The following is a 14,169-nucleotide window of genomic DNA, read 5'->3' on the forward strand; positions in this document are numbered from 1 at the left end:
GCTGCGAGGTCACGAAAGCGATGGCTCCTGGTTGCTGCGAACGCTGCGAGGCGACGCTGGCGGTACGGGTCGCCGGACGGGTCTGGCTCTGCGAGGCCTGCATCCGGCGTGCAATCGAGGCGCGTTTTCCGATTTTCGGGTTGCCCCTGCAGGTCCTGGCGGCAGCCCTCCACCAGCTGGCGCCCGCGAAGCGGGCCACCGGGAGCTGAGATGGCACGCGTGCTGCTCATCGACGACGATCGCGAGCTCCTCGAGGTCCTGGGCGAGTGGCTCGTCTGCAGGGGCCACGCGGTGCGGCTCCTCGCCGACGGCTTCCAGGCGCCGGAGGAAGCCCACGACTTCGGCCCCGACGTGGTGCTCCTCGACGGGCTGCTCCGGGGCACCACCGGTCCCGCCGTGGCGGAGCGCCTCCGCGCCGGGGGCCACCGGGGGATCATCTACCTCTCGGGGCTGCCCCGGGGGCAGCTCCCCCGGGACGTCCCGGTGATCGAGAAGCCGATCGATCTCGACGCCCTCGACCGGACCATCGCCCAGATGGTCGCCTAAAGCACCTTCGTCTCCTGCCGGATCCAGTCGAGGTAGGGCAGTTGCCCGGCCTCCACCGGCAGCGCGAGAACCTCGGGGTTCTCGTAGGCGTGCAGCTCCACCACCCGCCCCCGCAGCCTCTCGAAGAGCGCCGAGGTCGTCTTGAGCAGGAGCAGCACCTCCGGCTCGTCCTGCACCTCGCCCTGCCAGCGGTAGATCGAGCGCAGCCCCGGAACGACGTTGCCGCAGGCGGCGAGCCGCTCCTCCACCAGCGCCCTGGCCAGATCCGCCGCCTGCTCCGCCGTGGAGACGGTCACCAGCACCACGATCGCGTCGGTCATCATCTGCCTCACAGGATGTATTTGGAGAGATCCTCGTCCTGCACCACGTCCTGCAGCCGCTGCCGTACGTAGGCGGCATCGATGCGGATCGGGTGGCCCTGCGGCAACTCCGAGGCCTCGAAGGAGACCTCGTCGAGGAGCCGCTCCATCACCGTGTGGAGGCGCCTCGCGCCGATGTTCTCGGTGCGCTCGTTCACCTCCTGGGCGATGCGGGCCAGCTCCTCCACCGCGTCTTCGCCGAAGGAGAGCTCCACCCCCTCGGTGGCGAGCAGCGCCGTGTACTGCTTGAGCAGCGAGTTCTCCGGCTCGGCGAGGATGCGGACGAAGTCGCCCTGCTTGAGCGGCTCCAGCTCCACCCGGATCGGGAAGCGCCCCTGCAGCTCGGGGATGAGGTCGGAGGGCTTCGCCACGTGGAAGGCCCCCGCCGCCACGAAGAGCACGTGGTCGGTCTTGAGGGGGCCGAATTTGGTGGCGACGGTGGAGCCCTCGACGATGGGCAGCAGGTCCCGCTGCACGCCTTCGCGGGAGACGTCGGGCCCCTGCCCGCCGCCCTGCCGCCCCGCCACCTTGTCGATCTCGTCGATGAAGATGATCCCGCTCTCCTCCGCCCGGCGGAGGCCGTCCCGCTTCACCTTGTCCTGATCGACGAGCTTCCCCGCCTCCTCGCCCTCGAGGAGGGTGCGGGCCTCGGGCACCTTCACCTTCTGCTTCTTCGCCCTGCCGCCGAAGGGAGGCGGCAGGTTCTTGAACATCTCCCCGAGGTCGAAGCCGCCGGGCATGTCGCCGCCTGCGCCGGGGCCGCCGAAGACGCCCATCATCGGCAGCTGCGGCGCCTCGGTGACGTCGATCTCCACCCACTGCGCGTCGAGTTTGCCTGCGCGCAGATCGGCGCGGAGCCGTTCCCGCGGCGTGCCGCCTGCAGGCTCTGCTGGCCCCGCTGCAGGCGCGAGGAAGCCGGCCCTGGCGCGCTCCGCCGCCACCGGCCCCGCGAGCAGATCGAGGAGGCGCTCCTCGGCGAGCTGCGCCGCCCGGGTGCGCACCCGCTCGGTCTCCTCGTCGCGGACGAGCTGCAGCGCCACCTCGGCGAGGTCGCGGACCATCGACTCCACGTCGCGGCCCACGTAGCCCACCTCGGTGAACTTCGACGCCTCCACCTTCACGAAGGGCGCCGACGCCAGCTTCGCCAGGCGCCGGGCGATCTCGGTCTTTCCGACGCCGGTGGGCCCGATCATGATGATGTTCTTCGGCGCGATCTCGTCGCGCAGCGAAGGATCGACCTGCTGCCTGCGCCAGCGGTTGCGCAGCGCGATCGCCACCGCGCGCTTGGCGGCGCGCTGGCCGACGATGTAGCGGTCGAGCTCGCCGACGATCTCCCGGGGGGTCAGGTTCTTCACGGGCGCAGCTCCTCGTAGACGATGCGGTCGTTGGTGTAGACGCAGATGTCGGCGGCGATCCCCATCGCCTTCTCGGCGATCACCCGGGGATCGAGATCGGTGTTCTCGATCAGGGCCCGCGCGGCGGAGAGGGCGTAGATGCCGCCGCTGCCGATGGCGGCGACGCCGTGCTCCGGCTCGATCACGTCGCCGTTGCCGGTGAGGATCAGCGTGCGCTCGCGGTCCGCCACCAGCAGCATCGCGTTGAGCTGCCGCAGGTAGCGGTCGGTGCGCCACTCCTTGGCCAGCTCCACCGCCGCCCGGGTGAGGTTGCGGGCGTAGGCCTGCAGCTTCCCCTCGAATTTGTCGAAGAGGGTGAAGGCGTCGGCGGTGGCGCCGGCGAAGCCGGCGATCACCTGATCCTCGGCGAGGCGGCGCAGCTTGCGCGCGTTGCCCTTCATCACCGTGCGCTTGAGGCTGACCTGCCCGTCGCCGGCGAGGACCACGTGGGGGCCCCGGCGCACGGCGAGGATGGTGGTTCCGTGGAGCTCGATCGACATGCGGCCTCCGGCGCCGCTGTCGGCGCGCGTCGTGTCGCCGCATCTTAATGCCTCGCTCGCGTCTATCAGCAGCTTTCCGGTCGCCCCGCGCGACCCTAACCTGCCCTCGCTCGCATGCCCCAAGCGAGGCCTGAACGCTCCAGCCCGGCTTTCGCAAGCGGGACGCAAGGCAGCCGGTCACTGTTGACCAGGCCGAGGGTACTAGCGGCTGGAGGTACGACGTCACGACTGGGGCAAGGCCGTCATCCGGTCCTGGCAGTCCAGCGGCGCTCTCCTTGAGAGCGCAGTACCCGAGTCTCCCACTCATGGTAACCTCCGAAGCTGAAACGGCGGTTGTCCATTGTCTTGAGAAGGCTGAGTGCTCTGGCGGAGCGCCGCTGGCCGGCCTCCAACTCGGTACATTTCGAGCGCGGGTGGCAGTGCGTTTTGCTGCTGCCCGCGCCTGGCTTGAGGTTCAGATGAATTGGCACCGAGTCATCGTTCCCGTGATGGGGCTTCTGAGCATCTTGGCCGCCTGCCGAGACGAGACCCATCCGCCAATGAGCGAGCCGGCTGTAGGCGGTTCGGGCGGCGGCGGCACGGGCGGGACTTCGAACACCGGCGGGGCAGGCGGGGCAGGCGGGGCAGGCGGGACTGGCGGGGGCACGGGTGGGACCGGCGGCGAGGCCGGAACCAACGGAGACCTCGGCTGGCTCGATGAGGATTCCGTCTGGCGTGACCTCCCGGCTTCGTCGGAGGAGGCCGAGGTCAGAGTGCGCGAGTCCGTGCCTGGCACGCTACGCTTCCCACCGCTGGGTTGGACGGAGTGCGGGCAAGGTTGCGAATTCGTGGAGCTGACGACTGGAGATGAACTCTGGGCAGCAGCAATCGAAAACGTGACGACGGCTGATGGGCCCCGCGTCGTTGCCTCATTCCTCCAGCCACGGCCCGCCTACTGGTTCCGACGCCATGTGGATCTCCTGAGTGGCGAAACGACGATGGCGCTACGGATGGATTCCACGGCAACCAATCCCGATCCCAGCTCGCCGCCCCACGCTGGCAAGATCGGAGAGTCCGCCTATCTTACTACAATCTATTCCAACGGACTTATGCTTCGCGCTGTGTACGATGGGCGTGCCGCCAGTTGGGAATTCAAGTTCCCGTGGGCTGAGACCGAGGGAAATACGTGCGACAAATGGGCTGCGGATTCGAGCCCTCCCGCGATTTTTTTCGGATGCGAGAACGTCTCCGTGTTGGCCAGTCCGGGCTCCAACGAACTGACTGCCATCCCGGCAATCGCTATGTACGGTGCCGGGGCAGCCGGTCCAGGTATTTCAGTGTGGTCGGAGATCGCCGCCGGCACACCTCCGACTTCCTGGATTCGCGCATGGTCCGGTGGTGCCGCCGCCCGAAATATCGTTGGCCCAATGCCCGGCGCGGCGTGCGGCGTGGCTGCGAGCACAGACAGGATTGTTGGCGTCCGTAGCAGCGAAGGCTCGTCCACCGACTGCTATGATCAGATTGGGGCACCGGAGTTCTGGAGTGTGTCGCGCGATGGCGGAGCTGTCGCCTCTTGGAAGTTTCCGGATGTTACCGAAGCGTCTGTTTCCAGGGTTGTCACCTGGGGCGACTTTGCAGCCGCCCGCACTGTCTCGGGCTCGACCGATCTCCCACAGGCTGAGCGGTCGCATATCTGGCTGATCCGGCTGAGTGACGGGAGGATGCGCCGCTTCGCCCCAACGCCTGGCTTTGAATGGAGGGGTTCCCTCTTGGCCCTCGACGACACGTTCCTCTACGTCGGTGAAAACCGTGCCGAGCATAGGTCGAGTTTCAACAAGATCATCCGATATCACATCGAAGATTTCGATGAGATCGGCTCCGTTGTTGAATAGACATTCACGCTAGCTCGCGCACCGTTTGCTTCTGGCGATAACAGACGACCGCAAGCTCCAGCCGCTCGGTCGGGAGCTTCGGATGAACGCGAGCACGCGCTAGCCCTCCGCGTTTTTGCCCCGGTTTGCGAAACATCGTTCGCCAGATCGCCGTCCGAGACGGGCTCCTCACGCCCGCGGATGGGCCTTGTCGTAGACCGCCATCAGCTGCTCCACGCTCACGTGGGTGTAGCGCTGGGTCGTCGAGATCGAGGCGTGGCCGAGCAGCTCCTGGATGCCGCGGAGATCGGCGCCGTTGTCGAGGAGGTGGGTCGCGAAGCTGTGGCGCAGCGCGTGGGGGTGGACCTTGCGCTGCAGGGCGAGCAGCGCCACGTAGCGGTCGATCATGCGCGCCACCCAGCGCATGGTGAGCCTGCCGCCGCGGTAGTTGTTGAAGAGCGCGTGGGGGTCCTGCCCGGGGCGGGTCTTCGAAAAGAGCATCGGCCGCAGGGCGAGCCAGGCCTCCAGCGCGGCGAAGGCCTTGCGGCCCAGCGGCACCACCCGCTCCTTGTTGCCCTTGCCGCGGACGCGCACGAGGCGGCTCGAGCGATCGAGCGAGGCGAGGTCGAGGCCGCAGACCTCCGCGCAGCGCAGGCCCCCGCCGTAGAGCACCTCGAGGATGGCCCGGTCCCGGGCCCCCAGCGGCGAGTCGGCCCGGGGCGTCTCGAGGAGCGCCGTCACCTCGTCGATGGGCACCACCTTGGGCAGGTGCTTCTTCTGCTTCGGCGTCGCCACCAGCGTGCCGGGGTTCGCCTCCACCAGGCCGCGGGACTGCATCCATTTGTAGAGCGAGCGGATCGCCGAGAGCTTGCGGGCGATCGAGGCGGGCTCGAGCTCGCCGTGCATGCGGGCGAGATAGCCGCGCAGGGTGAGGGTGTCGACGCGGAGCAGATCGATGCGCTTCTCCGCGAGCCAGTGCTGGAATTGGCGCAGGTCGCCCTCGTACTCGCCGAGGGTGCGCTTCGAGTAGCGCTTCTCCACGGCGAGGTGGCGCAGGAAGCCCGCCACCCGCTCGTCCAGCTCCGCCGCCTTGGGCAGCACCACCTTCTTCGCACCGGCCATGGCGCGAGGGTACAGCAGCCTCGGCCCCCGTCCAGCAGCAGCGCTGTGGATGCCGCACGCAAAAGGCCGCCGCCTCCCGACGGGAAGCAGCGGCCCCATCGCGCGCACCGGGCTCTACTTCTGCTGCGCAGCCACCGGCTTCTCGAAGGCAGGCGGCTCGGCGACGTAGACGCCGAGGCGCTTCTGGTCGAGGACCGCGTAGGCGATCTGGTCGCCCTCGCCGCCGACGAAACGCGTGCCGTGGGCGACCATGCGATCGAGGGTCTTCGGCCCTGCCGATCCGTCCGCCGGGACCGCCGCCACGTCGAGGGCGTCGGCGTCGGTGCGGGCGTAGGTGATCATCAGCATCGACTCGTCGTGCGGATCCGGCTCGTAGGTGAAGATGCCGGTGGCGATCTTCCGGGCGGGCTCGGAGGGCTTCTCCACCGACACCGCATGCAGATCGCAGGAGCGCGCATTGCGCGTGCACTCGGTGCGGAAGAAGAGGCGGTCGTCCTTGCCGGAGAAGGAGTAGCCGAAGACGCCCCGCCCCACCCGCACCGGCTTCTCGTCCTTGCCGATCCGGTAGAGGTCGAGGTCGATGGAGAAGACCGGCGTGGTCTGCCGCGCGGCGAAGGCGAGGGCGTCGCCGCCGTGGGACCAGACGAAGCTGGGCACGTTCTTCGCGACCTCGCGGGCCTCGGGCTTCTCGGAGAGCTCGGCCCAGGAGAGGTTCCCGCCGCGGCTCTGCGGGCTGTATTTGTCGAGCCAGCCGATCCGCTTGCTGGTGGGCGCGAAGGTGAAGTCGGTGACCGTGGTGCCGATCTTCACCGGCTTCGCCACGCCTGCGGGCAGCACGTAGAGATCGCCGAACTGCTTCTGGATGGTCACGTCGCCGATGAAGGCGAGGTGCCTGCCGTCCGGCGAGAAGCGGAAGGTGGGCACGCCCTCCCCCACCTTCGCCGGCTTGCTCCCCGGCTCCACCACGTAGAGATCGGTGCCGCCCTTGTCGTTGCGGGCGGTGAAGGCGAGCCGCTTGCCGTCCTCGGCCCAGCGGTAGTCGGCCACGTCGTCGGCCAGCGCCTGCGCCTGGTCCGGCTTCGCCAGATCGACGAGCAGCAGCTCGCCACCTCCGCCGATCGCTCGGCGCCGCACCAGCAGCGACTTGCCGTCCGGCGAGAACTCGAAGGTCGAGGCGTTGGGGGCGATCGCCACCGGGGCGCCGCCGGCGGCGAGCTCCACCGAGAGCTTGCGATCGGCCACGTAGCCGAGCTGCCTGCCGTCTGGCGAGAAGGCGAAGAAGGAGACCTCGTCGGCGACCTTGCGGCTCTCGCCCCGGGCCACGTCCGCCACCACCAGGGTGCCGTGCTGCTTCGGGAAGGACCACGCGGTGAGCGCGCCGAGCTTCCCGCCGTCCGGCGAGAAGAAGAAGGTCCCCGGCAGCGTGGCCACGCCGTCGCCGAGGGTGATCGCGGGACCGCCGCTGGTGGGCGCCATCCGGACCTTGCCGACGTAGACCTGGTTGGAGGTGTTGACCCCCTTGTCGCTCGCGAGCTGCGGATCGGCCAGCCAGGCGACGGCGCCGCCACCGGGCGCGGTGACCACCTCGCGGGCGGGACCGTCGGCGAGGAGCCTGCCCTCGCCCTTGTAGGCGGCGGGCTGGGAGTTCGATTTGCAACCGGCGGCGAGGCCGACTGCGAGCAGGAGCGGAAGGACGCGCAGGGAGAACATCAGGCTCTCGTCTCCACGGAGGGGGTGGCCGCCGGCGCCGGCGGGGGCGCTGCGGCGTGTTCGTTGGCTGCGGCCCAGGCGGTGAGCGCCTCGCGGGCGCGGACGACCTGGCGGGCCTTCTTCTCGTGCTTGCGCACGCGGCCCGGCAGCGGGGGGAAGAGCCCCCAGGTGATGTTGGTGGGCTGGTAGTCGTAGCCTTCCGGGTGGGCGGTGCCGGTGACGTGGCCGACCAGCGCGCCCAGCGCGGTCTCCGGCGGCGGCGCCACGAAGGGCACGCCGCGCACCCGCGCATCTACCGCCAGCGCCACCACGAAGCCCAGGGCGCAGGACTCGACGTAGCCCTCGACGCCGGCGATCTGCCCGGCGAAGAAGACGTGGGGCAGCGCCGCCAGCGAGATGTCGGGGCCGAAGAGCGCCGGCCCGTTGAGGAAGGTGTTGCGGTGGATCTGGCCGAGGCGGAGGAACTCCGCGTTGGCCAGCCCCGGCAGCGTGCGGAAGATCCGCCGCTGCTCCGGCCAGGTGAGCCGGGTCTGGAAGCCGACCAGGTTCCAGGAGGTACCGGCCACGTCCTCGCGGCGCAGCTGCACCACCGCGTAGGGCCGCGCCCCGGTGCGGGGATCGGAGAGCCCCACCGGCTTCATCGGCCCGTAGGCCAGGGTCTCTTCGCCGCGCTCCGCCATCACCTCGATGGGCAGACAGCCCTCGAAGTACTTCGGTTCCTCGAATTCGTGCGGCTTGACCTTCTCGCCCTCGCGCAGCGCCTGGACGAAGGCGCGGTACTCGGCCTCGTTCAGCGGCAGGTTGAGGTAGTCGTCGCCGCCACCCTTGCCGTGGCGGCTCTGGGCGAAGGCGATCGACATGTCGATCGACTCGGCGGTGACGATCGGCGCGATCGAATCGTAGAAGTAGAGCCCGTTGCCGCCGTCGGTTGCCCGGGCGATCGCCTGCGCCAGCGCGTCCGAGGTGAGCGGCCCGGTGGCGACGATGCAGGGCGAAGGCCCGTCGGGCAGCGCCACCGCCTCTTCGTGGACCCGGTTGATCCGGGCGTCCGCCTCGATGGTCCCGGTGATCCGCTCGGAGAAGCGCTCGCGGTCCACCGCCAGCGCGTCGCCTGCGGGAACCCGGGCCTCGTCGGCAGCGGCGAGGACGAGGGAGCCCATCCGCCGCAGCTCCTCGTGGAGGAGCCCCACCGCATTCTCCGGGTTGTCGGAGCGGAAGGAGTTGGAGCAGACGAGCTCGGCGAGCCGGTCGGAGTGCTGGGCGGGCGTACGCTTGCCCGGCTTCATCTCCACCAGGCGGACATCGTGGCCGCGGCGGCTGAGCTGGAAGGCGGCTTCGGAGCCCGCGAGGCCCCCGCCGATGATGGTGATCTGCTGTCTCATGGTTGCGCACTGCTCTAGCAGCCGCCCCCCGACCCGGCAAGGGACGTGGGCCTGCCTGTACAGAGACCCGAGCCCTACGCTGTGCATTCCCTGCTCGGGCCTGCGCTGGGCCTGCGCTGGCCTCCGCCCCCCTTCGTCCCCAGATTGCACACCAAGGAGGTGTCGCGATGCCATACGACCAGAAGACGCTGGACCGGCTGCGGATGCAGCTGCTCGAGCGGCGCCACGCGCTGGTGCAGAGCACGCAGCGGGGTGCGCGGGAGCTGGAAGGCCTGAAGAACGCGGAGCGCCTCCCCGAGCTCGAGGAGGGGGCGCAGAACGCCACGGCGGAGTACGTGCTCACCCAGCTCAACGACGGGCAGCGGCGCGAGGTGGCGCAGATCGACGCGGCCCTCTCCCGCCTCGAGGCGGGGACCTACGGGCTCTGCGTCGACTGCGAGGAGGAGATCCCGGTGGAGCGGCTGAAGGCGCTTCCCTACGCCCTACGTGACGCGGAGTGCGCCTCCCGGGCCGAGGCCCGCGAGATGGGCGCGCGGGAGCTGCCGACGCTCTGATCCCGGGACCGGCCAAAAGCAAAAGCGCGGTGGCGCCAGGCCCGGAAGGGCCTGCGTCACCGCGCGCTGCGTTGCGGCCGCTGCTGCTTCAGATCAGGCCGCGAGCCCGGCGGAGCTGGTCGAGGGTCCTGCCGTACTCGACGTCCCACTCGGCGGTGCCTTCCTGGAGGTTCTTCATCCGGGCACGGGCCTCGCGGTCGAGCTCGGCATCGACGTCGAGGTGCTTGCGGAAGATGTTGACGATCTTCCGGCGGAGCCCCGGGTCGTCCGAGTAGACCTCTTCGACGTTCCGGGAGATGAGCAGGAACTCGATCATCTGCCCGATGACGTACTCGATCCCCTCGTCGCCCATCTTGAAGCCGCGGACGTCTGCCATCTCGCGCTTCACGGCGTTGAAGCGGCTGTGGTCGTAGCCACGGCGCTCGAGCGCTTCCTTGGTCGCCTGGTTCACCCGCTCTTCAGCGGCCAGGTACTCGCGCATGATCGCCGCCATGTCCATCTCGGCGTCGGCGACCCGGAGGGTCTCGACCTCGATGTCGCCCTCCTTGGTCAAGGTCTGGATGACCTCCCGCGCGATCGCCGGGATCACCTTGGGGTAGAGTCGCATGCCTCAATGCCCTCGCCTGCTGCGCGGAATCCCCCTCGAACTCAGGGGCAAGGACCCGCTCGGACGCTGTAAGTAGAGGAATGGTTTAGACCACGCGCAAGAGGGGCGGCAAGGAATTTCCCGGTTTTTTTTGGACCGTGGCGGCGCTGCCAGATGCCGGACACCTCCCACCGGTGGGGCTCAGCGCTCCCGCCCAGAGGGGCCGCTGCCGCCCTGCGGTTGCGGCGTCGCCTCCGCGGGATCGGCGTCGGCCTGCTCCGGCACCATGCCGTGGGGGAGGCTGCCATAGGTGGTCTCCACCGTGCGGGCCACCAGCGCGGAGGCAGCCTCGAGCTCCTCCACCAGCGCCTCGTCCTCGTCCTCGAGGGCCTCGCCGACCTCGGCCTCCTCGTCCATCGACTGCGCCGCGCCCTCTGGGAGCTCGGTGTCGCGGTCGGGATCCTCGGCGGGCCGGGCGAGGAACTCGCACACCCGCTCCGCCAGCGCCCGGTTGAAGCCCTCGACCTCAGCGAGCGCCTCCACCGAGGCAGCCCGGATCCGCCTCAGGGAGCCGAAATGGCGGAGCAACGCCTTGCGCCGCTTCTCCCCCACCCCCGGGATCTCCTCGAGGATCGACTTGAAGTTCCGGGCCCGGCGCAGCTTCTGGTGGAAGGTGATGGCGAAGCGGTGGGCCTCGTCCCGGAGGCGGGTGAGGACGAAGAGCTCGGCGGAGTTCTGCCGGAGCACCAGCGGATCCTTGCGGCCGGGGAGGAAGACGCGCTCGTCGCTGCGGGCGATGCTGCCGCTGTCGGTCTCCCCCTCCACCCGGCTCTTGGCGAGCGAGGCGAGGTCGACGAGCTCCAGGGCGCCGGCGTCCTTCACCGCGGCGCGGGCGGCGTTGAGCTGCCCCTTGCCGCCGTCGATGAGGAAGAGGTCGGGCAGGTCGCCGGCCTCGAGGCCGCGCTTCACCCTTCGCGAGATCACCTCGTACATCGAGGCGAAGTCGTCCTGTCCGGCGAAGCTCTTGATCTTGTAGCGGCGGTAGCGCGACTTGTCCGCCTCGCCGTCGAGGGCCGCCACCTGGCTGGCCACCACCACCGTCCCCTGAAAATTGGAAATATCGAAACACTCGATCCGCCTGGGGAGCCTGCGCAATTCGAGACGCTGCTGGAGGCGTTCGAGGATCTCCTCGTTGGTCTTGTCCTTCTTCCGGCGCTCGACGAAGCCCTGCTCGGCGTTCTTGTTCGCCATCTCGATCAGGCGCCGCTTGTCGCCGCGGATCGGCTGGTAGACCCGGACCTTGCGAGCCTTTCGCTCGGAGAGGAACTCGGCCTTGGAGGCGAAATCCTCCAGCTCCACCGGCAGCAGCACCTCGTCGGGGATGGCGGCGCCGCTCTCGTAGTACTGGTCCACGAACGAGGAGAGGAGCTCCTCGGTGGGGAACTCCTGGCCGGTGAAGGGGAAGTGCTGCGCGGAGACGAGCTTGCCGCTGCGGAGGAAGAGGATCTCCAGCACCAGGTTCGGCCCCTCCCGGTAGAAGCCGAAGACGTCCTGATCGATCTCGTCGGAGAAGACGGTGCGCTGCTTCTCGAGGCTGCGCTCGATGGCGCCGATCTGGTCGCGGAAGCGGGCGGCGTCCTCGAAGTGGAGGTTCTTCGCCGCCTCCTTCATCCGCAGCCGCAGGCTCTCCACCAGCTCGGGCTCCTTGCCCTCGAGGAAGAGGATCGTCTCCCGGACGCTCCGGGCGTACTCCTCCTTCGGCACCTCGTAGACGCACGGGGCCGGGCAGCGCTTGATCTGGAAGAGGAGGCAGGGCCGGGTCCGCTTCTCCAGCACCTGGTCGGTGCAGGTGCGGAGCTGGAAGTAGCGGTTGACCAGCTTCAGGGTCTCGCGGATCGCGCTGGCGCTCGAATAGGGGCCAAAGTAGCGGGCGCCGTCCTGCTTCATCCGCCGCACCACCTCGAGGCGGGGGAAGGCGTGGGTCTCGTCGAGGCGCAGGCAGATGAAGGCCTTGTCGTCCCGGAGCATCACGTTGAAGCGCGGCTTGTGCCGCTTGATCAACGTGCTCTCGAGGATCAGCGCCTCCTTCTCGTTGTGGACGAGGATCACCTCGAGGTCGCCGATCAGCTCCTCGAGGAAGGGGATGAAGGCCCGGGTGTCGGAGGAGCCCGCCTGGAAGTAGGAGCGGACGCGGGAGCGCAGGTTCACCGCCTTGCCCACGTAGATGACGGTCCCCTCCCGATCCTTCATCAGGTAGACGCCGGGGGAGACGGGCAGGTCGTCGAGCTTCTGGCGGAGTTCGCTTCGCATCGTTCGTTCGCCTGGCCGGTCCTATGCCGGCGCCGGCGCATCGTGTAGGAAACGGCAGGCCCTTCGCGCCATTCCGCTTTGCGGGAGGCCCGGCGCCACCTCGCTGGTTGTACCGCGCACGCACCCCATGGTGATGAAACTTCCGCTCCTCGCCCTGCTGCTCGCCAGCTCCCTCGATCCGGCCCTCCTCGCGCCCGGGCCGCAGGAGCTCCGCGCCCAGGTGGCCACCCTCCGGCGCCACCTCGGCGAGGCGGACGCCATCGGCAGGGCGGAGGCGCGGATCCACAACCAGCTGGCGCAGGGCCCCGTCGCCGAGGGGAGCGCCGCCCTCTGCGCCAGCGAGGAGAGCCGGTCGCTGCTGGCGCGGAGCACCGCCTTCGGGAGCGCCTACCGCGACCGGGTGCAGACCGTGCGGGCGGATGCGGTGCGGCTCCGGCGCCTGGTGGCGGAGCCCACCCTCCAGCCGATCCTGCGGCGGGAGCAGCGGGAGCAGGCGGATGCGCTCCTGGCCCGGGTCGACGACCACGTGCGGCGCTACCGGGAGATGGCGGCCTGGCAGGCGCGTTTTCTCCAGCCCGCGATCCAGCGCTGCAAGCCGGCGCTCGCCGCGGCGCCGGGGATCCCGGGCGAGCGCGGCGAGGGCACCGCCGTGATCGGGATCGGCGGGGGCAAGGTCTGCCCTGGCGGCGTGCCGGCGGACGGCACGGTGGTGGTGCTCCCCGAGCCGCGGGCCTGCTACGGCGAGCGTGATTGCAGCTGTGCGCCGATGCCGGTCACCGCGGGCGCCGTGCTCGGCCCCTGATCGTCGGCGGGTGGTGTATAGAGCGGCGCCCTCGCGAGGACCCGCCCGATGATCGTCCGCAACCGCCCCTCCGCCATTCGCCTCTTCCTCGTCCGGCGGGGCACGATCCTGCCGCGGATCAAATGGCAGGTGCTCCTGGTCATGGCCCTCGGCGCGATCACCGCCTTCGTCCACGGCACGGGCGAGCACGAGGTCACCGCGAGCCCGGTGCCCTTCAGCCTGGTGGGCATCGCCCTCGCGATCTTCCTCGGCTTCCGCAACTCCGCCAGCCACGACCGCTGGTGGGAGGGGCGCAAGCTCTGGGGGGAGCTGGTGATCCGCTGCCGCAGCGCCGCCAGGCTGCTCCACCACCACGGCCGCCGGGGCGGGCCGGAGATGCAGCAGGCGGCGATCCGCCGGCTGATCGGCTTCGCCCACGCGCTGCGCCACCACCTCCGCGGGACGCCCGACGAGGAGACGCGGCGCTTCCTCCGGCACGGGGAGGCGGCGGCCTTCGCCACCACCGCCAACCGGCCCGACTTCGTGCTCCGGCAGATCAGCCGGGAGGTCGCCGAGGCGGCTGCGGCGGGGGCGATCGATCCGATGATCGCGGCGCAGATCGAGGAGAACCTCACCGCCCTGGCAGGCGTGCAGGCGGGCTGCGAGCGGATCCGGCTCACGCCCCTGCCCTTCTCCTATTCGATCCTCCTCCACCGCACCGCCTGGCTCTTCTGCATCGCCCTGCCCTTCGGCATCGTCTCCGCGGCGGGCTGGCTCACGCCCTTCGCCGCGGGGCTGGTGGCCTACGCCTTCTTCGGCCTCGACGCGCTGGGGGACGAGCTGGAGGAGCCCTTCGGCCTGCTGCCCAACGACCTGCCCCTCGCCGCGATCTGCAGGCGGGTGGAGATCGATCTGCTCGAGGTGCTCGGGGAGCGGGAGCTGCCGCCGACGCTGGAGCCGGTGGATTACGTGCTCGGCTGAGAGGCTGTGAAAAAATCCCGGCGCGGGATCGACCGACGATCCCGGCGCCGGTACGCTGCACGGCATGAAGAAGCGCTCGCAGCCCACGCTCTTT

12 protein-coding genes and 1 pseudogene are annotated in these 14,169 nt (G+C 69.7%); 5 read left to right on the forward strand and 8 right to left on the reverse strand.

The genetic code is table 11. From position 1 onward, the window contains the following. The first annotated feature begins 210 nt into the window (after positions 1-210). Positions 211-546, forward strand: a complete 336-nt coding sequence (locus ACESMR_RS16975; RefSeq protein WP_373048293.1) for a response regulator — start codon at positions 211-213, stop codon at positions 544-546. Here ACESMR_RS16975 and cutA read toward each other — a convergent pair. From cutA to hslV, 3 genes are read right to left on the reverse strand one after another with little or no spacing between them, the layout of a single operon-like run. After that, entirely contained in the window at positions 543-866 is a 324-nt protein-coding gene (gene cutA / locus ACESMR_RS16980; protein ID WP_373048294.1) for a divalent-cation tolerance protein CutA, read from the reverse strand. The genes ACESMR_RS16975 and cutA overlap by 4 nt on opposite strands. 8 nt (positions 867-874) lie before the next feature. After that, positions 875-2,260, reverse strand: coding sequence for an ATP-dependent protease ATPase subunit HslU (hslU, locus tag ACESMR_RS16985; RefSeq protein ID WP_411293367.1), 1,386 nt, complete (start codon positions 2,258-2,260; stop codon positions 875-877). Then, entirely contained in the window at positions 2,257-2,799 is a 543-nt protein-coding gene (gene hslV, locus ACESMR_RS16990; RefSeq protein WP_373048295.1) for an ATP-dependent protease subunit HslV, read from the reverse strand. The genes hslU and hslV overlap by 4 nt, the downstream gene beginning before the upstream one ends. A gap of 827 nt (positions 2,800-3,626) precedes the next feature. On the opposite strand from hslV, the gene ACESMR_RS16995 reads away from it, so the two are divergent. Further along, complete coding sequence (locus tag ACESMR_RS16995) at positions 3,627-4,670, forward strand: hypothetical protein (RefSeq protein WP_373048296.1); 1,044 nt, start codon at positions 3,627-3,629, stop codon at positions 4,668-4,670. A 168-nt stretch (positions 4,671-4,838) separates the two neighbouring features. On the opposite strand, the gene xerC is transcribed toward ACESMR_RS16995, so the two are convergent. From xerC to trmFO, 3 genes are all read right to left on the reverse strand, one after another. Then, positions 4,839-5,771, reverse strand: a complete 933-nt coding sequence (gene xerC, locus ACESMR_RS17000) for a tyrosine recombinase XerC (RefSeq protein WP_373048297.1) — start codon at positions 5,769-5,771, stop codon at positions 4,839-4,841. A gap of 114 nt (positions 5,772-5,885) precedes the next feature. Then, on the reverse strand, positions 5,886-7,481 hold the full coding sequence (locus ACESMR_RS17005; RefSeq protein ID WP_373048298.1) for a TolB family protein: 1,596 nt from the start codon (positions 7,479-7,481) through the stop codon (positions 5,886-5,888). After that, complete coding sequence (gene trmFO / locus ACESMR_RS17010; protein WP_373048299.1) at positions 7,481-8,863, reverse strand: methylenetetrahydrofolate--tRNA-(uracil(54)-C(5))-methyltransferase (FADH(2)-oxidizing) TrmFO; 1,383 nt, start codon at positions 8,861-8,863, stop codon at positions 7,481-7,483. The genes ACESMR_RS17005 and trmFO overlap by 1 nt, the downstream gene beginning before the upstream one ends. A gap of 167 nt (positions 8,864-9,030) precedes the next feature. Between trmFO and ACESMR_RS17015 the strand changes: the two genes are divergently transcribed. Next, positions 9,031-9,417, forward strand: a complete 387-nt coding sequence (locus tag ACESMR_RS17015; RefSeq protein WP_373048300.1) for a TraR/DksA family transcriptional regulator — start codon at positions 9,031-9,033, stop codon at positions 9,415-9,417. A gap of 88 nt (positions 9,418-9,505) precedes the next feature. Here the strand turns inward: ACESMR_RS17015 and ACESMR_RS17020 are convergent, their stop codons facing one another. Then, a complete protein-coding gene (locus tag ACESMR_RS17020; RefSeq protein WP_373048301.1) occupies positions 9,506-10,024 on the reverse strand; it encodes a DUF507 family protein in 519 nt (172 codons plus the stop codon). 351 nt (positions 10,025-10,375) lie between these two features. Continuing rightward, positions 10,376-12,313: pseudogene (gene uvrC, locus ACESMR_RS17025) on the reverse strand (excinuclease ABC subunit UvrC); the annotation flags it as partial. A gap of 127 nt (positions 12,314-12,440) precedes the next feature. On the opposite strand from uvrC, the gene ACESMR_RS17030 reads away from it, so the two are divergent. Together ACESMR_RS17030 and ACESMR_RS17035 are read left to right on the forward strand one after the other, a co-directional pair. Continuing rightward, complete coding sequence (locus ACESMR_RS17030; RefSeq protein ID WP_373048302.1) at positions 12,441-13,115, forward strand: hypothetical protein; 675 nt, start codon at positions 12,441-12,443, stop codon at positions 13,113-13,115. 48 nt (positions 13,116-13,163) lie between these two features. Then, positions 13,164-14,075 carry a bestrophin family protein gene (locus tag ACESMR_RS17035; RefSeq protein WP_373048303.1) on the forward strand — a complete coding sequence of 304 codons (912 nt, stop codon included), beginning with the start codon at positions 13,164-13,166 and terminating at the stop codon, positions 14,073-14,075. Positions 14,076-14,169 lie beyond the last annotated feature (94 nt).

This window comes from Vulgatibacter sp. (assembly GCF_041687135.1).
Classification (GTDB): domain Bacteria; phylum Myxococcota; class Myxococcia; order Myxococcales; family Vulgatibacteraceae; genus JAWLCN01.